At 42.9% G+C, this 26,398-nt stretch carries 23 protein-coding genes; 8 read left to right on the top strand and 15 right to left on the bottom strand.

Translation table 11 applies throughout. The annotated features are described in order from the left end of the window. Positions 1 to 114: 114 nt before the first annotated feature. Positions 115 to 1,257 carry a formate/nitrite transporter family protein gene (locus CXF69_RS05150; RefSeq protein WP_227522967.1) on the top strand — a complete coding sequence of 381 codons (1,143 nt, stop codon included), beginning with the start codon at positions 115 to 117 and terminating at the stop codon, positions 1,255 to 1,257. A gap of 187 nt (positions 1,258 to 1,444) precedes the next feature. Here CXF69_RS05150 and CXF69_RS05145 read toward each other — a convergent pair whose 3' ends face one another. The 6 genes from CXF69_RS05145 to CXF69_RS05120 all read right to left on the bottom strand — a co-directional run bounded on the left by CXF69_RS05145 (position 1,445) and on the right by CXF69_RS05120 (position 6,506). Beyond that, positions 1,445 to 2,368, bottom strand: coding sequence for a bile acid:sodium symporter family protein (locus CXF69_RS05145; RefSeq protein ID WP_101206055.1), 924 nt, complete (start codon positions 2,366 to 2,368; stop codon positions 1,445 to 1,447). A gap of 306 nt (positions 2,369 to 2,674) precedes the next feature. Continuing rightward, the gene (locus CXF69_RS05140) at positions 2,675 to 3,181 is read right to left on the bottom strand and encodes a YbjQ family protein (RefSeq protein ID WP_101206056.1); all 507 of its coding nucleotides are present in this window, start codon (positions 3,179 to 3,181) and stop codon (positions 2,675 to 2,677) included. A 48-nt stretch (positions 3,182 to 3,229) separates the two neighbouring features. Further along, entirely contained in the window at positions 3,230 to 3,670 is a 441-nt protein-coding gene (locus CXF69_RS05135) for a YbjQ family protein (protein ID WP_227522968.1), read from the bottom strand. A gap of 108 nt (positions 3,671 to 3,778) precedes the next feature. Continuing rightward, positions 3,779 to 4,336 carry a UPF0149 family protein gene (locus CXF69_RS05130; protein WP_101206057.1) on the bottom strand — a complete coding sequence of 186 codons (558 nt, stop codon included), beginning with the start codon at positions 4,334 to 4,336 and terminating at the stop codon, positions 3,779 to 3,781. 289 nt (positions 4,337 to 4,625) lie between these two features. Further along, a complete protein-coding gene (locus CXF69_RS05125) occupies positions 4,626 to 4,862 on the bottom strand; it encodes a PA3496 family putative envelope integrity protein (protein ID WP_057761656.1) in 237 nt (78 codons plus the stop codon). A gap of 186 nt (positions 4,863 to 5,048) precedes the next feature. Then, the gene (locus tag CXF69_RS05120) at positions 5,049 to 6,506 is read right to left on the bottom strand and encodes a hypothetical protein (RefSeq protein ID WP_101206058.1); all 1,458 of its coding nucleotides are present in this window, start codon (positions 6,504 to 6,506) and stop codon (positions 5,049 to 5,051) included. A 449-nt stretch (positions 6,507 to 6,955) separates the two neighbouring features. On the opposite strand from CXF69_RS05120, the gene serB reads away from it, so the two are divergent. The 6 genes from serB to hemJ all read left to right on the top strand — a co-directional run bounded on the left by serB (position 6,956) and on the right by hemJ (position 12,760). Then, positions 6,956 to 8,146 carry a phosphoserine phosphatase SerB gene (gene serB / locus CXF69_RS05110; protein WP_101206060.1) on the top strand — a complete coding sequence of 397 codons (1,191 nt, stop codon included), beginning with the start codon at positions 6,956 to 6,958 and terminating at the stop codon, positions 8,144 to 8,146. Positions 8,147 to 8,497: 351 nt separating this feature from the next. After that, positions 8,498 to 9,493, top strand: a complete 996-nt coding sequence (locus CXF69_RS05105; protein ID WP_102078422.1) for a DUF368 domain-containing protein — start codon at positions 8,498 to 8,500, stop codon at positions 9,491 to 9,493. Positions 9,494 to 9,770: 277 nt separating this feature from the next. Then, positions 9,771 to 10,163 carry an AciT family ciprofloxacin tolerance protein gene (gene aciT / locus CXF69_RS05100; protein WP_227522969.1) on the top strand — a complete coding sequence of 131 codons (393 nt, stop codon included), beginning with the start codon at positions 9,771 to 9,773 and terminating at the stop codon, positions 10,161 to 10,163. A 206-nt stretch (positions 10,164 to 10,369) separates the two neighbouring features. Next, positions 10,370 to 10,876 (top strand): SCP2 sterol-binding domain-containing protein, encoded by a 507-nt coding sequence (locus CXF69_RS05095; protein WP_101206062.1) that lies wholly within the window; start codon positions 10,370 to 10,372, stop codon positions 10,874 to 10,876. A gap of 245 nt (positions 10,877 to 11,121) precedes the next feature. Next, the gene (gene bioB / locus CXF69_RS05090; RefSeq protein WP_101206063.1) at positions 11,122 to 12,285 is read left to right on the top strand and encodes a biotin synthase BioB; all 1,164 of its coding nucleotides are present in this window, start codon (positions 11,122 to 11,124) and stop codon (positions 12,283 to 12,285) included. Between the two features lie 40 nt (positions 12,286 to 12,325). Then, on the top strand, positions 12,326 to 12,760 hold the full coding sequence (gene hemJ, locus CXF69_RS05085) for a protoporphyrinogen oxidase HemJ (protein ID WP_101206086.1): 435 nt from the start codon (positions 12,326 to 12,328) through the stop codon (positions 12,758 to 12,760). A 112-nt stretch (positions 12,761 to 12,872) separates the two neighbouring features. Here the strand turns inward: hemJ and CXF69_RS05080 are convergent, their stop codons facing one another. The 6 genes from CXF69_RS05080 to CXF69_RS05055 all read right to left on the bottom strand — a co-directional run bounded on the left by CXF69_RS05080 (position 12,873) and on the right by CXF69_RS05055 (position 21,459). After that, the gene (locus CXF69_RS05080; RefSeq protein WP_102078421.1) at positions 12,873 to 13,511 is read right to left on the bottom strand and encodes a hypothetical protein; all 639 of its coding nucleotides are present in this window, start codon (positions 13,509 to 13,511) and stop codon (positions 12,873 to 12,875) included. Positions 13,512 to 13,774: 263 nt separating this feature from the next. Beyond that, the gene (locus CXF69_RS05075; RefSeq protein WP_101206065.1) at positions 13,775 to 14,266 is read right to left on the bottom strand and encodes a hypothetical protein; all 492 of its coding nucleotides are present in this window, start codon (positions 14,264 to 14,266) and stop codon (positions 13,775 to 13,777) included. Between the two features lie 118 nt (positions 14,267 to 14,384). Next, positions 14,385 to 15,101 carry a ribonuclease PH gene (rph, locus tag CXF69_RS05070; RefSeq protein ID WP_101206066.1) on the bottom strand — a complete coding sequence of 239 codons (717 nt, stop codon included), beginning with the start codon at positions 15,099 to 15,101 and terminating at the stop codon, positions 14,385 to 14,387. A gap of 181 nt (positions 15,102 to 15,282) precedes the next feature. After that, positions 15,283 to 17,082, bottom strand: coding sequence for an AMP-binding protein (locus CXF69_RS05065; RefSeq protein ID WP_101206067.1), 1,800 nt, complete (start codon positions 17,080 to 17,082; stop codon positions 15,283 to 15,285). 502 nt (positions 17,083 to 17,584) lie between these two features. After that, the gene (locus CXF69_RS05060; RefSeq protein ID WP_101206068.1) at positions 17,585 to 19,312 is read right to left on the bottom strand and encodes an AMP-binding protein; all 1,728 of its coding nucleotides are present in this window, start codon (positions 19,310 to 19,312) and stop codon (positions 17,585 to 17,587) included. A 353-nt stretch (positions 19,313 to 19,665) separates the two neighbouring features. Beyond that, a complete protein-coding gene (locus tag CXF69_RS05055) occupies positions 19,666 to 21,459 on the bottom strand; it encodes a vWA domain-containing protein (protein WP_101206069.1) in 1,794 nt (597 codons plus the stop codon). Between the two features lie 457 nt (positions 21,460 to 21,916). Between CXF69_RS05055 and parC the strand changes: the two genes are divergently transcribed. Beyond that, a complete protein-coding gene (parC, locus tag CXF69_RS05050; RefSeq protein ID WP_101206070.1) occupies positions 21,917 to 24,223 on the top strand; it encodes a DNA topoisomerase IV subunit A in 2,307 nt (768 codons plus the stop codon). Between the two features lie 129 nt (positions 24,224 to 24,352). Here the strand turns inward: parC and CXF69_RS05045 are convergent, their stop codons facing one another. The 3 genes from CXF69_RS05045 to CXF69_RS05035 form a co-directional block, all read right to left on the bottom strand. Further along, entirely contained in the window at positions 24,353 to 24,832 is a 480-nt protein-coding gene (locus tag CXF69_RS05045) for a BLUF domain-containing protein (RefSeq protein ID WP_101206071.1), read from the bottom strand. Positions 24,833 to 24,939: 107 nt separating this feature from the next. Beyond that, complete coding sequence (locus CXF69_RS05040) at positions 24,940 to 25,419, bottom strand: BLUF domain-containing protein (RefSeq protein WP_101206072.1); 480 nt, start codon at positions 25,417 to 25,419, stop codon at positions 24,940 to 24,942. 373 nt (positions 25,420 to 25,792) lie between these two features. Further along, positions 25,793 to 26,266, bottom strand: coding sequence for a BLUF domain-containing protein (locus CXF69_RS05035; protein ID WP_101206073.1), 474 nt, complete (start codon positions 26,264 to 26,266; stop codon positions 25,793 to 25,795). Positions 26,267 to 26,398: the final 132 nt, after the last annotated feature.

Below are 26,398 nucleotides of genomic sequence, written 5' to 3'. Positions count from 1 at the left end.
GGCGATTTATTACTCAAATTGTTAATCAATTAACAACAGCAATCAAAAGAATGGGAAATATAATAGAGATTACTTATGCAGCAAAATCATTAGCCTATAACCAGCGAGCCAACCGTGTCCCAAGATACCGAGCATGACCATGATTCTCAGGCTAATCGACCAAACGATGAGCGTACAAATGCGAGTACCACTACTCCTGTGCCTGAAGGCGACGATACGCTAGAAGAAAACAGCGATTCTTCTAAAGACATTGAGGTAGATAAGGATGCAGACGACACGACAGACAGTCATGCAAACGAAACTTCAGATAGTGACGCAGACGAACCTATCAAAGCCACCGAAGATCTGGATAATGATGACCTACCAGAAGAAATCAGCGACGAAGACAAAGAAACCATCAAAAAGGTCGCCAGTGATGACAATCTAAGCCAAGCGAAAAGCTACGCCAGTATCTTAGTCGAGCAAGTTATCCACGCAAAAGAAACCTTTGAGCGTTCACTTGGTTCGCTATTTACCAGCGCCTTTACAGCTGGTCTAGAGATTGGTATCAGCTTTTTTATGATTTTATCGATGTTTGCCCTACTCAATGATGTGATACCCAGTCGCTATGCGATGGTGCTGTCGTCACTGCTGTATCCAATCGGCTTTATTATCGTGGTGATTGGTCAGTCGTTATTATTTACTGAGCAGACGTCCCTCTTGAGCTTGCCTGTCTTAAATAAAATTGAACCGCTACATAAGCTGTTACGGCTATGGGGTATCGTCATCGCTGGTAATATCGTTGGCGGCTGTATCTTTGCAGCATTAATGATTGGTCTGGGACTACATATGCATCTGTTTACAGACCATGCCATCGATGTCTATGCCGAGCATATCTTAGGTTTTGAGTGGTGGGTTATCTTTGGTAGCGCGGTGCTAGCAGGCTGGATGATGGGCGTGGCCGCATGGCTAGTGACCTCTGCACGAGATACACTTAGCCGTATCGTACTGGTGACGCTGATTACAGGTAGTATCGGATTTTTAGGCTTGCATCATAGTATCGTGGGCAATATCGAGATATTTTCAGCGCTGCTATATGGCAATACCGTCAGTCTTTGGCGCTATTTGGTATTTTTAGTCGTGGTATTGGTGGGTAATACGGTAGGCGGTGTGGTGTTTGTCGCGGTACTCAAAAACCGTACGTTCTTATTTGAAATTGAAAAAGTCAAAGAGCAAGCTGCCGAAGCAAGAGCGAAAATGGACAGACGAAGATTCTAGACTTGAGCTAAATTGGTTTGAGCTAAACTGGTTTGAGTTAGAACTAACACTAAACACAAAAGCCCATAACCAGCTTCATTATAAAAAGCGGATTATGGGCTTTTTTTATCGCATCATACACTGTTGATTTTTGCCAAGTACTGTCTCGACTGCGCAACAATGCGTTACTACGGTTATCTTAAACCTCTTACATTCTACGTGCTGCCAATACGCTGTTTTCTATCTCGGTTCTTTTGGCTTTGTTGTGCTGGGCAGTAAATACTCTGACCATGATACCCGCGGTCAAGAACATGATTAGCGTATAAATGGCTGGCGTCATCGACATCTTATAGTTAGCCAATAGCGTCAGTGCCATAAACATCGAAAGCGTACTGTTTTGTAGGCCGACTTCCATAGTAATCGAGCGTCTTTGTGCAGGATTTAGACCGAACCATTTACTGGTGTAATAACCAAGCGCCATCGTCGATACATTCAATATCAATGCCACAGGGCCAGTAGCGATTAACGCTTCAACGATAATATCTCGTTGCACATAGCTTAAGAAAAGTACCAAGAAGCTCAAAAATATCACGCCAAAACGAGACACCATCACCTGTCCCTTGTCTGCCGCGTTAGGGGCATAGCGTTTGATCAACATACCAATACTGACGGGTAAGATAGTCAGAGCAATTAGGCTAATCATGGTCTTGACCACTGGCAACTGAAACTCACTACCAGCACCCATGAAGTATACGAGCGAAAAACTGAGGACGATAGGAATGGTAAATACGGTAATGACACTAGCAATAGCGGTCATGGTGACCGAAAGAGCGACGTCACCTTTGGCTAAATAGGTAAATAGATTCGATGTCGTGCCACCAGGACACAGTACCAGTAACATAACCCCAACGGCATACTCTGGCTCGAGAGACATAGAGGTTGCCAAAGCAAAACCTACCAATGGTAAAAATATTAGCTGATTGGTCAAGCCTATGGCGACTGCTTTAGGGTATTTGACGACTCTCTTAAAATCATTGGTAACTAAGGACAATCCCATTCCCATCATAATCAAAAAGATACTAATGGGAATGACTTTTGCATTTATAAACGTGACTAACTCAACACCTTCCATAACTACATCCTTGTAGATAGAGCCCTTACACGGGCAGGTTTATGACAACCTCGTCATGCTCAATCAGCCAATCCTGCTGATATCTTGGGTAAAAGCCACCGACGTTGTCAGCTCTTTATATGACACTTTTCCATACAGTCGTGTTTTTTAAACCGACAATTTTTGATAAAACTGGTTACTACGAACCGAAATAATAACGGAACGGCAAAATTCAGTATATCGTTGTAAAAATGTATGGTTTTGATTTTTCTGACTACTCGTCAGTCAATTATAGGTTTTTACACTTGAAAATAAACTAGAAATGATTTAAGTGGAGGTTTTGTAATTTATAGCAGATGTAGAGTGAATATGGTCGATACTGATAACAGCTGTACCGTAGGCGATGGCTTCGACCATACTGCCTAATTGGTTAACATTGGTTACCTCAAGACGTAACCCGTAGATATGCGTGTAGCCTTTGGCTTTTGCCTCAGTCCGCATACGAACGATGGCTTCGCGGCGCGCACGATCTAGCAAAGTTTCATAGGTGGTTAAGTTTTTGCCAAAGACACTTAATACGCGAGCGATGATCATTTTGAAATAATCTTGAGCGATGACGACACTACCAAGCACTAGCTCGCCTTCACTGCCCGCTGCTAACTTGGGACGATATAGACGTTCGCTTGAGACAGTGATATCGCCCAATGCTTGCTCTGCTACTGTTAGCTGTGCCAAATGCTGACGCTCATGGCGTGACCCGAAGAACCAGCCAGCTGCGAATAAGAAGACAAACGGCCCGTAATTGATGAGCACTTGTGTGAGTGAATCATTCATAGCACGTTTCTCATCGTAAAAAGCATTGGTGCTTTTAGTATTATAGGATTAACCAAAAGGATTAAAACGCGGCAAATCATCGGGTGCGACTTGGGTCTGAGTACTCACATTTTGGCTGGAATGATTGTAACCATCGCTTGGCGGGTTTTGATACTGCTGCTGCGATATCGGCGCAACCTTGACCGCCGTACCATAGACAAACAGCTCTGAGGCACCTTGGGCAATACTAGAAGTAGAAAAACGTAGACCGACCACTGCATCAGCCCCTAGCGCCTCTGCTTTGACAATCATGCGATCGATTGCTTCTTGGCGTGACTCTTCTAATAGCTCGGTATAAGCCGTCAGCTCACCGCCAACGATGTTTTTTAACCCAGCAAACAGATCCTTACCCACGTGCTTTGAGCGCACGGTACTACCGTACACCACGTCTAGGCGTTCAGTGATTTGATAATTAGGTAAGTGTTCAAGGTTAGAGAGTTGCACAGTCATAGGATGACCTTATCGGTGACTTATAAAATACATGGTAAACCAAAGCGCTGTGATACAGCATAGACAAGACAAAAACAGCACTGCTAACAGCGCTGTTTCTTAGCATTACTAATCGTTGGTATGGAACAATAAGAACAATTCAGTCAAATTGCCTTCGATGCTATTGGCCATCTGTACCATTTTGTCTTCGTCTTTACGCATCTCAGACAGCTCTGGATCTTCATCATCAATACCGCTAAGTACGATCATTGGCAAGGTCAATACTGCGACGTCTTCTGCCGTTTCTTGATCTTCAAACCAATCGCTTGCTTCATCACCATACATGGCATCAACGAAACCAATTGACCAAGCAACGATGTCTGACTCGTCAGAAAAATCAACCGCCACTTCTTCGTTACCAGCATCTTCACCAAACGGTAATTCGATCGGCGTCTCGTTTTTTAACTCAGCCATGATCGAATCGCGCCAGCGTTTGATACCGTCGATGACGTTGTCTGGAATCTCACTTACGTGACCTTCGAACAGGGCATCCATCCAGTTAGGCAATGGACGACCGATAACCGTCGCTGTCAAAAAACCATGCGCTGCGACACTATCTAGCACGAACTGGCTTTCTTGATTGTCCAAATAGTCTAGTAATTCATCAAAACTTAGTTGGTTACTCATAATTTGGTTTTCCTTAGCAGATAGATGTCATCAATCGCAGTGGGCGATCGGTTAAATAAAAGAGGACGAGTACTTATTTTAAGACTAAAGGCTGCTTAGTTAATCAAACTCAAGCAACCTCTATCGGGTAAGTATTATCGAGATGAACTGGTTGCGAGCAACCTAGAAAATTAGAAAACAGCAGGCAACCAGTTTGATTGGTTAAATGATTTTAGTCATTAAAATAGCCACTGTCATTAAAGTAGTCACTAAAGCACTTTAGTCCGCTTAAAAGACTGACGACGATAAATTAAAAATCGTCATCATCCCAATCATCGCCATCTTCATCGAAGTTGTCTATATCGTCTAGATCGTCTTTTAACTCTTTAGCCAAACGCTTTTCTTCTAGCAAGTTATCGATTAGCCGACGTTTTTCAAGACTACTTAAACGTGTACGTACGCTCGTCTCAGCTTCTTCAACCATCTTTGCATCATCATCGTCGACAAAATCATCATCAAAATCGTCGTCAATATCAGCGTCACTCATGACAAACTCCTATCATTTTTAGGCAAGGGTATTAAGAATACATCAATATATATATGCCTTATAAAGTCTCTATTGAATGTTGTCAATCCTTTTTCGCAATATGGTACATTTCAACCTTACGATTAAGATAGTCCAGTAGGCTATATAACAGACAATTGTAATATAAATGACCAAATACAGTTGGCATTAAATGTGTAGCTCGTCCTCATCTTCAATCATCAGAACTGCGTTGCGCACATCGGCCAAACGCTGAATCAATGAGTCGTTAGCCCCATCAAATATTGCACACTCGCGCTCATAGACAGTGGTTGGACGCATGATGTTATGTACTTGTACGTGATTGCTGATTTGCTTGAGACCGGCATTTGGCAATAGTATTAATAGCTGCTCTTTTTTGCCGATACTCTGGAGCAGGTGAGTCATTGGCTCTGACTGCGCGTCATCACTGACACCCGCTTTTGCTGGTAAGGCAAAACGTGACAGCTCAATGTGCTTGTCGTGGATAATTTTGTTTAGCATTAAGTATAGCTTGGCAAGCATCACGCCTGCGAGTGCCACTTTTGCATGGCTATTATCAGCCTTTAGTACCACACTTGCGCCATTATCTTCAAAGTGCGCTTCATTCATCGCACTCACGCCCAGTAGCAATGGTTGTCTTAGTAGCTCAGTCACGGCTTGATTGAGTAGCTGGGTGCAGAGTGCTAGATACGGAAGACGCTGCGCAGGCGCAAGGCGTTCAAGCATATTGAACTCATCATGGAATACAATTTGAACTTTGACGCTATCAACAGACCGTGTGGCAGACAGTTTAGACGTATGACTGGTAACTTGAGAAGCAACACTATCTGTATCCGCTATTTCGCTTTCGCTACCTTCACTCGCACTCGCTAGATTGTCAGTATCACTACCTGTTTCTTGGTTTTGCTGCGTTCTAAGGTACTCGTTCACTTCATTATGCACATTAAACTTGCGGGCATTAGTCACTTCGTCATTTCTGACATTAGCCGTATTATCTGTCGCTACTTGACTGTCTGCCAAATGAGACGCTGATTGACCCGTTGACTGGCGCTCAAGTTCACGGTCGTAGCCGCGTTGATCGACTGGTCTATATTGGTCACGATACAGCTCTTGGATATCTCGACTTAACGCATTAATTTGCTCTTTGGTCGGACGAGCGAGGTAACCGTAAATCAGCCAAAGCAGTAAATGTAGCAGCATGGTGCCGATGACAAACGGCCATTGCATGGCGATAATCTCGCCTTTGCTAACGTCTTTCAAAGTCAATGCAACGCTACCGATAACTGCATCGCCATTGGTGGCGATTTGACGAATAGTGTCACCTTGCTGCATCGGCGCATTGCCTACTGGCACCAAGATATCGTCGTTGTTGTCCTTAATCAGTATCCGTGTGACGTCTTGCTCGCTGGTATAGCGATTGGCAATAACGCTTAAGCTCACGCGGTCTTTATTTTCTAAAGACAACCTTGCTTCATCAATCAGCTGGGCGACCATCTGCTCGCCTTTTAACGCACGACTATTGCTCAGCTGTTGGTCAGTACTAATGACCAATAACAGCGTCTGCAAACAAAAACTAACCAGAAGAATAATGGCAAACAACCCTTGCCGCGGCGCTAAATACGTCATGATATGTTAAACTTTTTTGGAGAGAAGAAATTAAAAAACGAGGCTACTGCTCATTTTTTGGCTAATTTTTAAACAATTGTGATGCGCGCCAATGGTAGTGCGCACATAGTTGTAAAGCAGTACTGATTATTAGCGATTATCGACACCATCAATATTGTTGCCAGCTTCGCTATCTTTTGCCTTATTATATTTTGCGAAGGCATCGTTAATAAGAAAGCACCGTTGATAAACAGCCAGCTTATCTCATCTACTATATCACCATAATAAGCCTTATAGCGTGAGCGCTTTATAAATTTATCATAATAACTTTCTTGCATTTTCTATGGCTTCTTACGCCATAAAATCTGTTCTTTAGCATCATTGTTACTTTGCGCGTCATCTATAGGCGCTGCTCAGTAAAACTGTTATTATTCCTAATCTTATATGAGCATACAAGGGACAATTGAGCCATGCCAAAAAATACATCTTATTCGTTACCAAAAGACAGCAAAGCATGGCAACAAGCCGTTGATTCTATTGCGGCATTATTACCCGAAGATACCAATTTGCAAGACTTTGATGCGCTACAGTCGCTACCTGTTTTTGCGCTCATCGTAGTACTGCCGACTCAGGTATCCGCATTGGATATTCATCAGTACGTTCAGTCGTGGGTCGATGAACAGCCAAGCTGGCATCTAGTGACCGTTGCCGAAGATACTGACGCTAGCTTCGTCAATATCACGGTATCTGATACAGAGCCTACAGCGGCAGACGCACAGCGCCTACCCTTTACCCATACTCAAGTCTACCGTTATCTGCTAGTACCAGTCACTGACACGCTGATGCACCCTGGCAAAAAAACCGCAGCCGCTCACATCATTGATGATCAACTGACCGCTCGCCTGCGTCGTGACCTAACTGAAGAATATAACAATACACGCAGTGCAGATAGCACAGGCAACATAAACGTCGTGGACTGTCATATCCTGTCTGTCGGTCATATGCTGCGGACACACAAGCTTGCCTGCTTTGACATGGATTCAACCTTGATCGAGCAAGAAGTCATCGTAGAGCTAGCAAAAACGGCTGGTATTGGCGAAGAAGTCGAAGCCATCACTGAAGCAGCAATGCGCGGTGAGATTGATTTTGATGAATCGTTTGCTCAGCGCGTGGCATTATTAAAAGGCACACCAATTGACGTACTGGATGATATCTGTAGCCGCCTGACCGTCTCGGTAGGTGCGCGCACCACCATCAGTGCGCTAAAGGCATTGGGATATCATACCGTGCTAGTATCCGGCGGCTTTACGTATTTTGCCCGTTATATCGCGGAGCAGCTGGGTATCGATGAAGTGCATGCCAATGCTCTAGATATCGAGGAAGGTGAAGTCACTGGTCATGTACAGTGGCCTATTGTTAACGGTGCCAAAAAAGCCGCTATCGTTGAGCATACTGCTGAGCGCTTAGGCATTGAGATGTCACAAGTGGTCTGTGTCGGTGACGGTGCTAATGATTTACCGATGATGGCGCTTGCCGATCTTGGTGTGGCCTATCATGCCAAACCAATCGTTCAAGCACGTGCTGATGCCGCTATCAACGTGACAGGGCTTGAAGGTACTCTGTACGCTCTTGGCTATCCTGCACTGGCGCCTACTGAGTAATTGCAGGACGCTTTATGCCATTTCATAAGCTAGGTTAATGTTTTGTCATTAATCTGGCTTTTATGCTTTAGGATGTGGCTTAAACAAGAAAAGTAGCGTAGATAGTATCAGTATATTAACCAGCTATTTGACAATGTCTGACAAGATTTAGCCATTTTCAGACCAGTTAGATGACTATTAAATGAATTAAAGACATGCCTTAGTACGTGATGATAATTAATAAAATCTGCTATGCAGACTGATGTTTAGCTAATGCCTGTTTTTAGTTATTACTCATTTTTAGATACTACTTATTTTTAGCTAATGCTTACTTTCAGATAACACTTATTTTTAAATGATAAAGGAATGCCCATGACGGCACCACAACCTCCACGGCCAACTCAGCCGTCAGCGCCAACGCCATTAGAGCAAGATACGGTACCTGTACGTACTGATAGCCCAAAGCAGCTGGTAGGTATCTATGTCAGAGGTATGGCCATGGGAGCAGCTGATATCGTACCTGGCGTCTCTGGCGGCACTATTGCGTTGATTGCAGGGATTTACGAGCGTTTGATTAACGCGCTTGGCAGTATCGGCCCCAATCTTTGGACGATATTTCGACAAGAAGGTGGTATTAAAGGGTTCGCTGCGATTTGGCGACAAGTAGACGCGACGTTTCTATTGTGTTTGCTACTGGGTATTGCCACTAGCTTTGCGACGTTGGCCGGTATCATTAAGCATTTATTGGACAACCAACCATTGCTTATTTGGTCATTCTTTTTTGGACTGGTCATTGCAACGGTATTTATCTTACTCAGTGAGATGAAGCGCTGGAATATAGGACGTGTCGCACTGTTTGCGACTGGACTTATTGCCGCCGTAGTCATCAGTAGTATGCCGTTGCTTACGACCACGCCTAGCTTACCGTATCTGTTTTTTGCAGGGGCAATTGCTATTTGTGCCATGATCCTACCAGGGATATCAGGGTCTTTTATTTTACTATTGCTAGGCGCTTACGATGCGGTATTAGAAGCAGTCGATACGATGAATCTAAGTGCTATTTTCACAGTCATTGCGGGTATGGCGACTGGGCTATTGTTATTCACGCGCGCACTTAAGTGGCTACTCTCGCATTATTACCAAGCTACCTTGGCATTGCTGACAGGCTTTATTGCAGGCTCTCTAATAAAAGTATGGCCATGGAAAGTAGATGCGCTAGGCTCGTTAAATACTGAAGCCGTCCATAATGTCATGCCATGGCAATATCCTACTGGCGCACAGTGGTCAACGACAATAGGACTTATGCTACTCGGTGCTATTCTAGTTTCGCTATTATCGTGGTGGGGTAATCGTACCAATCGAGTCTAAATATTTAGCAAACTGTCAATCCTGTTTTCTATTTTACTTTGCTAGCTAACAAACACCCTCCCGAGCAAACAAAACCGTTTCCATATTCCTCAAAATAAGCGCCTGACCTTACGGCGCTTAGCCTAAAACCTAGCCATCAAATATCGCAAAACAAGCCAAAAAACCAAACGTCAACGGTTGTCGCAAAGTCGCCTGCACCCTCTTCAGCTTTACTCAATAACCTCTCATAATAGTCTCATTGGAATTCACCTTATGAATAGCGAGATGAATGATGTTAATGACTATATTTTCTTTTATCGGTGTAGAGGCATGGAGCGGCGCGGCATGGCTTGGTTATGGACTGCTAGCCAGTTTAGTAATGGTGCTAGCTTTGTCGTCATATCGTTGGCTACTGCTATATTTGTTTGGCGGTATGGCTTACTGGTTCACCGTTGAATTGATTCAAAATATACTAGCCGGTCGCCCTATGTTGATGGAGCTATCGTCATGGCATCGCTATATCATCGCTATGGGCATCAGTTGGTTACCGTTGGCAGCTTGGGTACTATATCGGGCATTACGCTATGATGACGTGAGTCAGACAGTTAGTCAGCAACGTGAGCTAGAAGCCGCACGTTATATCGAACACACTCCTGTCTACGATGATAACTATCAGCCACGTTTCCGTTAAAACCGTCCTATTTATACCTCTATTTGTCTATATCAATACCTTGCTTACGTCAGTGACATCGAATGTTACAAGATACTTAACGCTCTCTACTTAACTCCTAAAGAGTTGGCACCCTGTGATAGTTTATAATCCAGTTATATATTTGTCATAAAAACTGGTATAAAGTACGCTTTATTTTTATGCCTCATTTCTTTAGGAGTTCTGCTATGTTTACTGTTCCTGTATTAGATATCAAATCTGATCCATTAGATGCTTTATTGGCTGTTGTTGGCTATCGTTTGTCTATGTTAGCTGATAGCGATAACGAAGATGTCAAAGCATTATTCGCTGATCGTCAAGTTACGATTGAGTTTGCTAGTACTGAGTCTGATATCGCCCGCACTTTTAGCTTTGACAATGGACAATTCAGTCAACAAAGCGGCCATGCAAAAGAAGCCGATTTGACCATCACTTTCAAAGATTCTATGACTGGCGTTAGACTGCTAACCAAAGGTAGCTTGCCTGCCTTTATGACTGCTGTACAAGAAGGTAACTTGAGCATTGAAGGCGACTATAGCTTAATGATGTGGTTCAACAAACTTGCTAAGCATATCGTTCCAGCTATCCCAGAAGAGTGCAAACCATATATTCAAAAAGCCAAACCTTACGCTTATAAAGCACAGAAACTTGCTGAGCATTGGGTTGGTATCGCCAAGCACAAACTTGGCAAATAAAAAGAATGATGCACTGAGCGATAGGCATTGGTAGAATGGATGATATAGAACTAGATAGCCAAACGTATAGTTACTATTTATGTGCGCTACTGTGACAATTATACATACTGTCTAGCAGTGTTCTGATTTTCTAAAAAGGTTGCGGTATACTATACGGCAACCTTTTTTGTTACCTTATAAATGACAATAGATAAAAACATTGGTTTTATTTAATACCCTCTAATTCTTATAAAAGGACTTACCTTATGGCAGGATTGCTTAGCATCTCCGAACCTGACGCCACCCAGCCAACTGATGTAGCCACTCAGCCAGATACGACCAACAGTGATTTTTTGGCCAATCTAGCCACAGACGCGACTCAAACTGATAGTAAAGTTGCCACCACGTATAGCCGTGAAGAAATCGCGCAACTGTTTGACTTACCTCTAATGGACTTGCTGTTACAAGCGCAAACCATCCATAGAAAGCATTTTACTGCCAATGAAGTACAGATCAGCACGCTACTCTCTATCAAAACGGGCAATTGCCCTGAAGATTGCGGCTACTGCTCACAGTCAGGCCATCATCGCGACACTACCAAACTACAAGCAGAAAAACGCATAGAAGTTGATAAAGTCATCGCAGCGGCCAAGCGTGCCAAAAACAGTGGCTCATCACGCTTCTGCATGGGTGCCGCGTGGAAACATCCAAGTGCCAAGGACATGCCTTATGTGGTTGAGCTGATTAAAGAAGTGAAAGCACTAGGTCTTGAGACTTGCATGACACTGGGTATGCTTGATACCAATCAGGCAACACAGTTGGCCGATGCAGGATTGGATTATTATAACCATAACCTAGATACTTCGCGCAGCTACTATGAACAAGTCGTCAGCACGCGTAGCTATGATGAGCGTTTAGATACGATAGAAAACGTGCGTAACTCTGGCATTAACGTCTGTAGTGGTAATATCGTTGGTATGGGTGAGAGCCGTGATGACCGCATCGATTGGGTACTCGAGCTGCTAAAAATGCCAAAAGCGCCTGAATCAATTCCAGTCAACTTACTGGTGCCTATTGCAGGTACACCGATTGGTGACAAAGTATTGGCCGAAGGTCAGCTGTCTGTACTTGAGTGGATTCGCACTATTGCGGTCGCCCGTATTTGCTGCCCGACTAGCTACGTGCGTCTATCTGCTGGCCGCGAAAGTCTGTCAGATTCTGAGCAAGCCTTGGCATTTATGGCAGGTGCTAACTCATTCTTTTATGGTGACAAGCTTCTTACTACTGGCAACTCAAGCCAATCAGGCGACGACAGACTCATGCGTGAGCTTGGCCTTACCAAACAGTTTGCCGCACCAAGAGCGCCTAAAGTACTGCCTGTAATGGATGCGATGAATGGTCATCAAACACAAGTTGTATTGGCAGATTAAGCCCACGCTAAAAAATATAAGCTAAGCAAGAGAAACTATGATGGCAGATTATTTTAACTGGATTAAAGCGGCGCACATTATCTCTATGGTCTGCTGGTTTGCAGCGATATTTTATTTGCCGCGCTTGTTTGTCTATCATGCGATGAGCGATGATACTATCAGCCAAGAGCGCTTTATCATTATGGAGCGCAAGTTATATCGCGGCATCATGACACCCTCGATGATAGCGACATGGATCTTTGGTCTATGGATGTTGGGGCTGGGCTGGGATGTCTATAAAACCCAAGGCTGGCTACATGTTAAACTGCTCTTAGTCGTGCTGCTATCAGGCTATCATGGCGCTTGCGGCTTTTATCGTAAGAAGCTGATAGATAATCCACACTATAAAACACATAAATTCTGGCGCTGGTTTAACGAAGTGCCTGTTTTTGCCTTAGTGATTATCGTGATTCTAGTCGTGGTAAAACCATTTTAGCATCAGAAAAACCAATCAAATATACAAAACAAAAGCGTCCTTAACTTCAATGAGTTGCGGACGCTTTTTTATTCACTTATAAAACATGTTGTCAAACTGAAGATATAGAGCACTAAACACTAGGGCGCATAATTTGATAAACATTACTTAAATCATAAACGCGATAACGAGCTGGTTCACGGCGATTTTCGCCAACATAGCTCAGTATTAATGCCTGCTTGGCACGCTCATCGACCCAACCGACAAACAGTCCACTATGCTCGACGCCATTGTAACCATGATTGATATAATAGAGCCAGTCGCCTGCTTCAATCTCACTGCTACTAGCATAGGGCCCTTGCGCATAAGTGCCTTTGTGTATGGTATTACGCGATACCCCTGCCCGATTGAATACAGCATTTAAATAGTCCCAGCAGCCACCCTGAATAATCGTGCGCTCGTTAAGTGCCATTTTGCGTGCGGTACTGACCACATCACGTGCTGCCATACTACTTTGCTTCTCTGCATTGCTCAGCAGCGGTAGGTACTCGCTATCAACATTGTCATAGTTCCCTGACAAAAATGCTGGTAAGACTGTAGGTGCTGAACGCTGTACCTCAGGATAACGATAGGACGTATTCATCGTTGGTTGAATGGATTTTTGGGCGATAAGCATACTCATACTATCTGCATGGGCTTGCCCTACCATGCCGCAGGTAAATAGTAAAAACCCGCACGACACGGCAACTGACGGTATAGACAAACGCAGCATGACTAACTCCTTGTCAACTAGATCCCAATGACAGTATCAATAATAAGAAGGATAAATTTTATAATCCTACTTATAAACCATTTGCGCACAAATCTGCAAGCACTATTCGCCTGCGATAGGTGATAGACGGTATAAACATACTGATGAATGACAATATTGGAGAGGCGCGTCGAGTGAGATTTAAAATGATATTTGAGTTTGAAGTTTGGATAGCACGAGGATAGTAGCTATGCTTTCATAGAGTATGAAACTGAAAAATGATACTAATTACTCTTCATTTTGATATTTACATGGCGTTTCGTTAGCGCTTGCCCTTCTAAGATAGCTTTCGCAGCTTTTGCTTCTTGAGCACTCTCGAAACCAGTAATATGATATTTGCGAACGTCACTGCTATCGACAATCTGTAATTGCTCGCCAATCAGCGTTATCTTATCACCATCCGTTAAATGAATATGCTCACGCTTACCTAGATTGTCATGGACCAACTCGCCAGCCCTTACCCATAATGTGCCACTGCTAATCATACCGCTCATGGCTTTTTTATGCTGTTGGCGCTTTTTATTAAAAATGAAGCTACCAATGATAAGCAGTGCAAGCGCACCGATGGCTAGACGCTCAGGCAATAGGCTCATCGCCATGGCGACTGCTACGGCCCCGACCAATAATGCAGAACCAAACCAAAACATGCCATTATCAGCAGCATTCGATTGCCCTTGTAAGGTGATTTTGGCGCCATCATCAGTCAGCTTTAGCATGTGTTGTTACCTATTACGTAATGTACGAATATTTTCTATTAAAAAACTGCCTATTAGCAGCTAACAGGCAGTTATTGACACTAAAAACAAAGACAGTGTGTTGTATTTAAACGCTAGTCTACCAACCAAGCGCCGTCTGTTGCATTTTAATCAATTCAGCAATGCCTTTTTCAGCTAACGACAGCATAGCATCTGCTTGTTCACGAGTGAACGGCTTTTCTTCAGCAGTACCTTGTAGCTCAATGTACTCGCCTTTTTGGGTCATCACAACGTTCAAATCGGTATCGCAGCTAGAGTCTTCTTCGTAGTTCAGATCAAGATACGCTTCGCCATCTTTCATACCAACAGAAACCGCAGCAACCAGTCCGATTAGCGGATCTGCTTTGAGTTTCTTGGCCTTTTGGATACTCTCTAGCGCATCGATAAGCGCAATCGCAGCACCAGTGATACTCGCCGTACGAGTACCGCCATCCGCTTGCAACACATCACAATCAAGATAGATGGTGTTTTCACCAAGTTTACTCAGATCAATCATGGCACGTAAGCTACGACCAATCAAACGCTGAATCTCTTGCGTACGACCTGACTGCTTACCGCGAGCTGCTTCACGCTGATTGCGCGTGTTGGTCGCACGTGGCAACATACCATACTCAGCTGTGATCCAACCTTTGCCTTTACCCTTGAGCCAGCGCGGCACACCAGATTCTACACTGGCAGTACATAGTACTTTGGTATCGCCAAAACTTACCAGTACTGACCCTTCAGCATGCTTCGTATAATGGCGCTCAAAGCTGATCGAGCGAAGTTGGTCAAGCTCACGATTGTCAATACGCATAAAAATTCCTAGTACAATGTTATAAAAGCAGTGTCATAAAAATACCTATCAGTCGTTAGTAAACACATTGATAGATATGTAGTCGACTAAAATCTTAAGATATCCTAACGTGACAACGGCGCAATAGCAAGATTCGCTCCTGCCATTACGCCACCGTTATCAACAGAATGTCAGATATAAACTATTCTAACCCTTCCATCTTACGCAATTCCTTACGTAGGATTTTGCCAACGTTCGACTTTGGTAATTCGTCGACGAACTGTATATGACGTGGGCGCTTATAGCCAGTCAGTTGTTTTTTGCCATATTCTAGTAGCTCTTTTTCAGTCACGTTGCCTTTTTTGACCACAAACAGCTTTGGCTCTTCGCCGCGATCATCGTTTGGAACACCAATAGCACCGCATTCTACGACTGCTGGATGTTCACTCATCGCCTCTTCAATTTCGTTTGGATAGACGTTGAAACCAGAGACTAAAATCATGTCTTTTTTGCGATCGACAATTTTGATAAAGCCTTTTTCATCCATGATGCCGATATCGCCAGTTTTGAAGTAACCACTAGCTGTAAATGATTCAGCGGTTTCTTTCGGACGATTCTGGTAACCAATCATGACCTGTGGGCCTTTTACGCAGATTTCACCGCGATCGCCCATGGCTACTATATTTTCGTCATCATCAATGAGTACGATATCGGTACTAGGCGCAGGAATACCGATTTTTCCGGTAAATTCTGCAATAGTCATCGGATTAAATGCTACGACAGGTGATGTCTCAGATAGACCATAACCTTCAACGATAGGCAGGCCAGTGATTTTGTGCCACTCTTTCGCTACGCTAGGCAATACTGACATACCGCCGCCGATAGATGCTTTTAGATTAGAAAAGTCCAAATCAGCAAAGTTATCTTTGTGTACTAAGCCGTTAAACAAAGTATTCACGGCAGGGATAAACGCCGGCTTGTATTTAGCCATCTCTTTGATAAGCCCATCAAGATCGCGCGGATTCGGAATGAGTAGCGAGGCATAACCTTGGTACATGCTACACATACCGCAGACCATAAATGAGAATACATGATATAGCGGCAGTGCGGTCAAAATCACATCTCTACCATCTATATCATCATCAAATGCACTGTTCATCAGCGCACTGACCTGTAGCATGTTGGCGACTAGATTACCATGAGACAGCATTGCGCCTTTCGCTACTCCTGTCGTACCACCGGTATATTGCAGCAAGGCCACATCGCTTAAGTTCAACTCAGGGCGCTGGTACTTACTGGCTGACTCAGCATTTAAGGCATGCTTGAAACTCACGCTATTCGGTATGCCATAAGCAGGAATCATCTTTTTGACATGACGAGCCACAAGGTTAACCACAGCTCCTTTAATCGTACCTAGCATATCACCAATGGTACACACGACTACATGCTCTACCTGACCTTTGTCTTCGGCCTCTTGATACGTTTTGGCAAAGTTTTCAACAATAAATAGCGCTTTCGCACCACTGTCATGCAACTGATGTGATAGCTCACGGCTGGTGTATAGAGGGTTTACATTGACCAACACCATCCCTGCACGAATGATACCCAAAGCGACCACTGGATACTGCAAGACATTGGGCATCATGACTCCAACTTTATCACCTGCGACCAGTCCTATTGACTGCAAATAGCTAGCAATCTGGCGACTATATAGATCTAATTGCTTAAAAGTAATCGATGAGCCCATGCAGATATAGGCAGGTTTTTGGCCATAACGGCTAAAATTACGCTCGAACACATCCAGTAAAGAGGTATTGTCTTCTGGCATCTCGATAGTAGCATCGATGCTATAGCGCTCATAAGCGCTCAGCCACGGACTATCACTGTCGATGGTCGGCATAGTAGGAAACGCATTGCTTTGATAAACGTCGTTAGTAGTATTGGCTTTATCGTCAGTTGCAGCGCTATTATCTGTCGTTTTTTTATTAATATTATCCGTCATAATTCTCCCTAAATGTTACTGTTAAAAACATTGAATATGCTAATGGAAACACCATTTTTTATGATTATCGCTGACAGCAGAAGCTTATGAATAAGAAATAGATAAGTATGATCGGGTTTGTCATTCATAAGCTTTGCGAATTAAAGTGTGTTACTGGGTCTATGATACTACCACTCAGCACGACCAAGTCGAGAACAATCTTTACTACCATGATTTTGCCTGTTATTTTGAGCAAAACCAGTACGATTTTTTGGACAAAAACAAAAATACGTCGATGGGCACTATAGCAGTTTTAATAGATATTCTCTATTAATAGTAGCTGTCATCCGCAAATGTTAAAAGCGATAAAGACAAAAAAATGATAAGACAGCATGGTTGCAGCCTTATCATTTTTGGTTACTACTTTAGTTACTACAGTATCTAATCGAGCGACCCTTTCACATGTGTCTTTGGTTAATACACGCATCTATCAAACAACTATCTAGGTGCGTGGATCAGCAAATTAACCGTGGTTTTTTTCTTCAAGTACGCGTAGGTCTTTACGCAAAATCTTACCAACGTTCGATTTTGGTAGCTCGTCAATAAACTCAACACGACGAGGACGCTTATAACCTGTTAAGTTCTCTTTACCGTACTCAAGAACTTCTTCGGTAGTCAGACTTGAATCGTTACGGACAACATAGATCTTAGGAATCTCACCACTTTTCTCATCTTCGATACCGATGACGCCACATTCTAAAATCTTAGGATGGCCAGCCATGACTTCTTCGACTTCGTTCGGATAGACGTTAAAACCAGACACCAAAATCATATCTTTTTTGCGATCAACGATGGTCACATATCCGTTGTCAGCCATGATACCGATATCACCAGTACGGAAGAATCCATCTGCTGTCATGACTTCGGCAGTAGCATCTTCACGGTTCCAGTAACCTTTCATGACCTGTGGACCACGAACACTAATCTCACCGCGCTCACCAAGTGCTACTTCATTACCTGCATCATCTAAGATCGCCACATCGGTTGCTGGCATAGGGACACCAATAGTGCCAGTGAATGTCTTGCTGTTGCTAGGGTTAGCGGTCGCGACTGGTGATGTTTCAGACAAGCCATAACCTTGAATAATAATATTACCTGTCACTTGGCGCCATTTTTCGGCTGTTGGGCTCAATACTGCCATGCCGCCGCCCATCGATTGACGCAGCTTGCTATGATCCATCGCGATAAATTCTTCGTTATTAGCAAGCGCGTTGAACAACGTGTTTACCGCTGGGAAGAACGCTGGTGGATTGGCTTTATATGCTTTTAACAAGCTATCAAGATCGCGTGGATTTGGTACTAATAATACAACACAACCGCGATACAGACCGAACATACCACATACGGTGAATGAGAAAATATGATACATCGGCAATGCCGTCATAATCACAGGTTGCTCACCTCTTTGATCGAAATCATCAAAAGCGGTGCCCAAAAAGGTATTAGACTGAATTAAGTTTGCCACCAAGTTTTTGTGCGTTAGCATCGCACCTTTTGCCACACCCGTTGTACCACCGGTATACTGTAGGACGGCGATGTCATCAAGTGTGATATTGGTTGGGCGCTTATATTTGCTAGCAGTGACTTGCTTTAGTGCTGTTTTGAAGCTGATGCTATTAGAAATACTATAGTCTGGCACCATTTTTTTGACATGGCGGACGACCGTATTGACCATAAAGCCTTTGAGCGTACCCATCAAATCGCCCATACCCGTAATCACGACTTTATCGACCACATTGCGACCGATGTCTTGATAGGTTTTAGCAAAGTTTTCGACCATGATCAGCACTTTGGCTTCTGAATCAGTCAATTGATGCTCGAGCTCTCTGGTAGTGTACAGAGGGTTGACGTTGACTAAGGTAAAGCCTGCACGTAGTACAGCGATGACAGAGATTGGTAACTGCAAAATGTTGGGCATCATGACCGCAACTTTATCGCCTTTAACCAATCCTAATGATTGTAGATAAGCGGCCATTTGACGGCTGTATAAATCTACTTCTTGGAAGCTTAACGATGAACCCATGCAGATATAGGCAGTTTTATCAGCATTTTCAGCGAAGCTTTTTTCGAAAATATCGATAAGTGACGTATTGTCGGCTGGCAATTCAATGTCATACTCCAAACCAAGTTCTTCATACGTTTTTAGCCAAACTTTATCGTCACGACGGGTTAAGTTTCCTTGATTTTCCATAATCTTTTCTCTCCTAGTAATAATACATTACCGTCAACCCACGCCAATCACAGTGTGATAAATATACAAAACGTCAGAGTCTTGCCTATCGTTATGATAAAAAGCAAGGCTGCGATATATTTGTATAGTGCTGAGCGAACAATATAGCGGTAAATAGCCCTTTGTTCATTAACATACACACTTTATACATAGTACTCAATACAAAAGATTGCTACACCAGTTCTCAAATAGGCTTGACGCTCAATATCCCTATAAATATCAACATATTAGATTAAAAATATCAGTCAAGCTATTAGAAAATATGACCCTTAACTTCTGCTTCATAATGACCATCCCGACACGATATCTGTTCACTATTGGCTATTTTTTAGCGCACTCGCCAGCTCAGTTAACGTCACAAAGTTGCGACGAGTACCATCAGTATCGCTACTTGGTCTATCTGCGATACTACTTTTGGCAAGCTTAGTGCTATCACTGTACTGCCAATCATTAATATAATCGCTTTGAGTCAAGCGTTGACCGAACCCTGCTACTGCCATCGCAAACTGAGTATCGATACTGGCTTTGTTTAAAGCGTGGCTAGCTTTATTAATCGGTTGGCTAATCAGTTTAGAGCTACCACCTGTCGGTGCTTTATAACGAATTTTTAGATAGCCAAGCTCATTAGAGTTCTGTTTGTTATTCGAACTAATACTGGCATTGCTATTAGCATAACGGCGATCGCTGTATAACCCTTTTTGACCTTTTGGTGTCACCTCAAACAAAGCGATAACCGCCTTACCTGCCCCAAGCTCACCTGCATCAACTTTGTCATTATTGAAGTCTTCTTCAGCCAGTACGCGATTTTCATAACCAATTAAGCGCCACTCACTCACCACATCAGGATTAAACTCAACTTGGACTTTTACATCCTTGGCAACGGTGTTGAATGTCGCGGCTAACTCATCGCCAAAGACTTTTTTCGCTTCAGTTAAGCTGTCAATATAACTATAATTACCATTGCCGTTGTCCGCCATCTGTTCCATCATGTGATCATTCAGATTACCACGACCGAAGCCAACGGTAGACAAAGAGATACCGCGATCGCGATTGGCTTTGACCAAATCCAGCATCTCATCGACATCACTAATACCGACATTAAAATCGCCATCCGTTAACATCATGATTCGATTGATACCGTTCTTTTTTAGTCCTTGCTCAGCTTGTCTGTAGGCCAATTTAAGAGCATCTTCCCCATTGGTTGAGCCTGAGGCATTTAATCCCTCGATCGCAGCCAATATTTTTGCTTTTTGGTCACCGCTGGTCGCAGGCAATACCACACTAGTACTACCTGAATAGGTCACGATACTGATGCTGTCTTGGGCGCGCATTTGCTCTGTCAATAGCTTAAGCGATGACTGTGCCAATGGCAGCTTATCGCGTGACGACATAGATCCTGACACGTCTACCAAAAATACGAGATTGGCAGGTGGCATAGATTGCTTATCCGTTTTTTGCGACCAGCTACTATCAACGGCTTTGATACCAACTTTGACGATTTTATTATCCTGATCTGCTCTATCCCAAGGTGAGTCCACTACCTCAGTTGATATAACAAACGGGGCACTACCTAAGCGTTTGCCATCATCAAATTGATAGTTAAAATAATTAATCAATTCCTCTACGCGTACGGCATTAACAGGTGGTAGTTGACCCTCGTTTAGATAGCGGCGCACATTGGCGTAGCTGCCCGTATCGGTATCGATAGACAAAGTTGATACCGCCATATCCGTAGTTCGATGTACAGGATTGGCGGCGTTTTTTTGATAGTTGTCTTTTGCCTCTGGCGTGACTATGATGCTCGGTGATGGGCGTACGATACCTGTCTGTGCCGCAGAACGTATCATCATCTGTTGACTGATGACTGATGGCCTCACACTGGGTGATGCCATGATAGACTCTGACATCACTGCTGCATCTTGATTGACTGTGCTGCTTGTCTCGGCTGGTAGCGTTTTGCTCATTTGTGAAGGGCTACAGGCTGTCAATCCCAGACTGGTTATAGCAGTAATCAATAGTACATTTCTAGTAGCGTTTTTCCCTAGGTGCTTACTTTCGTTTTTTAGCATTTTAGAGGCGGAAATTTTAGATAAAGTGTCAAATGACATAACAGAAATTCCTTATTGTAAGATAATTCAGTAGCGACTTGTCCGTGTCAATATATGGTTAACGCTATTTAAATAGGCAAATCAGCCGCCTTATTCAGTCTATTAACTGTCATACTTTCAGTTATTAGTTTTGCATTAGAACTATTTTGAACCTACTGTTTTTGGATTGATGATAGACAAAATATCTTAAATAAAAAGGATTCAACCTTAAGACATTTATTAACCATATAAAAAACAAATATTAGATTTACTATACTTAACTTAATCTATAAAAGCTATGAATCACCACACTATAAAAGACCGTTGTAAGCGCTTGTTTTAAGCACGTCACGAGATGTCGTATATTCTGACATACGTCTTTTTAATTGGTGCAATATCCTTTACGATAGCACTATCCTATTTGTATGCTTGAACCAATTATCTATACCTATTAAAACTGATAAGTGAATCCTATTTTATGTCTGATGTTATTGATCATACGATCGCCCCAATTATTCCCAATGAACCGATGGACACTCGTTCAGTCGCAGAGTTCACTGAGCAGGCCTACCTCAACTATGCCATGTACGTCATCATGGATCGGGCGCTGCCAAATATTGCTGACGGTCTAAAACCTGTCCAGCGTCGCATCGTATATGCCATGAGCGAGCTTGGGCTAAAGTCCTCTGCCAAGGCCAAGAAATCCGCGCGTACAGTCGGTGACGTATTGGGTAAATACCATCCGCATGGTGACAGCGCTTGTTACGAGGCAATGGTACTGATGGCTCAGCCGTTTAGTTATCGCTATCCGCTTATCACTGGTCAAGGTAATTGGGGTAGCCCAGATGATCCGAAATCCTTTGCGGCGATGCGTTATACCGAAGCTAAAATGTCGGCTTATGCCAATACGTTGCTCGCAGAATTGGGTCAAGGTACAGTCGATTGGCAAGATAACTTCGATGGTACGATGCAAGAACCAACTACCTTACCTGCCCGCCTGCCTAATATTTTATTAAACGGTACAACAGGTATCGCAGTCGGTATGGCAACCGATATTCCGCCGCATAACCTTAATGAAGTGGTACGCGCAGCCATTCGTTTGCTCAAAAACCCAGAGCTGTCGGTTAAGCAGCTTACCCAATCGATACCCGCACCTGACCTGCCGACACCAGCGGAAATCATCACTAGCAAAAAAGATTTGCAAGCGATGTACGAAACTGGACGTGGCAGTTATAAGATGCGTGCCACCTTTCATGTTGACCCTAAAGAAAAAAACCTCGTCATCATTGATGCGCTTCCTTACCAAGTGTCAGGCAACAAAATCCAAGAGCAAATAGCTAAGCTTATGACCGATAAAAAGCTGCCTTGGGTGACGGATATTCATGATGAATCAGATCACGAAAATGCCTGCCGTATCGTCCTTGAGTTGCGCTCAACGCGAGTCGATGTCGATCGTGTCATGAGTCACCTGTTTGCCAGTACTGACCTAGAAAGCAATTACCGCGTCAATATGAATATGATTGGCTTAAATGGTAAGCCGCAGGTGAAAAACTTAAAGGAAGTCTTGGAAGAATGGTTAATCTGTCGCCGCTCGGTGGTCACGCGACGCTTGCAATATCGCCTAGATAAAATCGATAAACGCTTACATATCTTGGCGGGCTTACTGATTGCTTATCTGAATATTGATGAAGTGATTCGCATCATTCGTGAAGAGGATGATCCAAAAGCGACCTTGATGCAGGATTATGACCTGACTGACATTCAAGCCAATGCTATCTTGGATATTCGTTTGCGTCAGTTGGCAAAATTAGAAGAGATTGAGCTGCGCCGCGAGCAAGATGAACTTGCTGCCGAACGTGCCATCATTCAAGAATACTTAGACAATCCAGACAGTTTGACCAACTTGATGATCGATGAGCTTACTGCCGATATGAAAGAACATGGCAATGAGCGTGTATCACCATTGGCAGAACGCGAAGAAGCACAAGCACTGAAAGAGTCAGATCTCGTACCGAGTGAGCCGGTCACTGCCATCTTATCAAAAGCAGGTTGGATTCGTGCCGCCAAGGGCCATGATGTCGATGCCGCTGGTATGAGTTACCGCTCAGGTGACAGCTATCAAGCGCACGTGCGCGGCAAATCAAACGAAAGGATTTACGTGCTCGACAGTACGGGACGCAGCTATAGTATCGATGCGCATAATTTAGCATCTGCACGTGGTCAAGGTGATCCATTGACCAGTGTATTAAAGCCGCCAGCAGGCGCTAGCTTTGAGCAGCTACTAACGGGTGATAACGATCAACGTATTATCCTTGCCAGCTCAGCAGGTTATGGTTTTATTAATACCATTGGTAATCTCGATAGCAATCAAAAAGCTGGTAAAAACGTTATTAACCTAGCAACTGATAGTCGCTTGCTCCCTGTTGCACGTATCGACGCACCAGTAGAGACGGCCGCCAATGCCGAAGGTGAAAGTAGCAATATACGTGTGACACCTGATCATGTTGCTGTCGCGACCAATGCAGGATATCTACTGATATTTGCCCTTGATGATTTGCCTGAACAAGCTCGCGGTAAAGGGAACAAACTTATTAAACTGAAAGATGGCGAAGAGGTACTTGCTATCACACCACTTAGTCAGCAAGACAGCCTTGTCATTACTGCTGGCAAACGCCATGTGACACTCAAGCCAAATGATTTGGCTAACTATACGGGTGTTCGCGGTAATCGTGGTGGGCAGTTGCCAAGAGGCTTTCAGAATGTGACGAGTGTTGAGATTGGGTAGTTTGACTAGTTAAATTTTGGAAACCCTAGTTCAAAATCTAGCTAATAAAATTAAACAGCTCCTATTAAAAAGCCGCCCATACACAATGTATAGGCGGCTTTTTTACGTTAATCAAAATATAGAATTTATTTAAGCTTTATTGAATTCGGTATCCTTAAAGATCGTTCTCAGGAAGCTTGTAATCTGAGTGCTTTTCATTAGATACGGATTAAAGTCAGCACCTGCTGAAACGCTTTTTAGGGCATATGCTTCGTCTTCTGCACTTGATGTTAAATATTTTATTAAAAACCCATCCCACCTACGTTCCTCTATTTCCTCAATGTCACTGAGATGGGGTACTAGGTAAGAGTACTCACTGATTAATTTTACTAGTATTTCATTGATAAGAGGTCTTGGACCTTCAATATTTTGAATAAAGTAATTGTCATTCACGACAAGCGCTGAGGTTACACCACTTTTTTCATTATTCCTTCGCCATTGCTCAAGCAGACGAGCCAATCCTATTCCATTATTACTGTCACTATTTCTGCCAATATACGTTAGGCTGAGAGTAATATGCTCACCATGTCTTTTTCTATCTTCTAAAGGTTGGCTGGTAGTGATACGCATAAGAAACCTTATTTATAAAAAATTATCTAAATCAAAAGATACTTTATAGGCGGCTTTTTTATGCCAATTAAAATAGATGACTCTTATGATATGTAAATGTTACTCACTTAAAACCTATCGGATTCAGCACCTTCAAATATCGCTGTTAGAAAATTTTCAATCTGAGTACTTTTCATTAGGTAAGGATTGAAATCAAACCCTGCTGAGAAACTTTTTAAGGCATACTCCTCATCTTCGGCACTTTCCGTCAGGTGCTTGGTTACCAACCCATCCCACCGAAGCGCTTCTATTTCTTCCACCTTGACAACATTAGGAACAATCTTGAAATGCTCATCAATTATCTTCGCTAGAGCAGCGTTGACCGCCGGTCTTGAGCCTTGAATATTTTGAACAAAGTAACCGTCATTGATCACAAGCGCTGCAACTAACCCACTTTCCTCAAAGTATCTTCGCCACTGTTCAAGAGCACGAGTCAACTCTATACCTGTTTTCATTTCAATATTTTTACCGATATACGTTAGGCTAATCAGCAGATGCTCGCCATGTCTTTTCCTATTTTCTGAAGATTGACTTGTCGTTATTTGCATAAGAAAATCCATTTATATAGTAGGTATATAAATTAATATACACTCTATCATAAAGTATAATCAATAAAACTCTTGCGAATTGACCAGCTTCTTATCATCCATACTTTAAAATAACATGACAAAAACAGGTATCACTAGGTCATTTTTAGTAGTTAAATCCTGCAAGAGTCAGGTATGAATAGTCACCTATGAACATCCGCCAATATTTTATCCAGTTGCTAAGAAAACATCCTGTACCGATACTGCTAACTTACTTTCAACAAAAAGCCACCTATACAAACGTATGGACGGCTTTTTTCTGAAAGCTAGGACAAGTGACTACTAACAACTCTAAGAGGCAAATATTTAAGAAATAAATGCTATTCATTTAAAATTAATTAGATTCAGCATTTTCAAAAACCGCCTTCAAGAAGCTTTCAATCTGAGAGCTTTTCATTAAATAAGGATTGTAGTCAGAGCCTGCTGAAAAGTTCTTTAGGGCATGCTCTTCATCTTCAACGCTTGAGGTTAGATGTTTAACTAAAAACCCTTTCCATTGACGCGTTTCGATTTCCTCTATATTCACAATATTAGGGACAATAGTTGAATGCTCGTCAAGTATCTTTTCCAAGGCAGTATTGATAGCAGGCCTTGTCCCTTGAAAACTTTGAACGAAATAACCTTCACTAATGACTAAAGCTGAAACGATATCGTTTTCTTCAAAATATCTGCGCCAGTACTCAAGTGCGCGAGTCAGCTCAATCCCAGAATCTAGATCGACATTTTTGGCGATATATGTCATGTGGATAAGAATATGCTCGCCATGCCTTTTTCTATCTTCTGAGGATTGGCTTGTCGTTATGTTCATAAGAAACCTTATTTATAAAAAATTCATTCAAATCAAGATACACTTTAAGATAAAGTATAATTAATAACGTTTTTTATCATTTGCTATGATTTTTTTAGATTTATAACATAGAAGTTTCAATGATATAGCATA

The sequence above is a fragment of the Psychrobacter sp. Choline-02u-9 genome, from assembly GCF_002836505.1.
Taxonomy (GTDB): domain Bacteria; phylum Pseudomonadota; class Gammaproteobacteria; order Pseudomonadales; family Moraxellaceae; genus Psychrobacter.
Note: the sequence above shows the minus strand (reverse complement) of the source record. Positions and strands in the feature narration are given on the sequence as shown.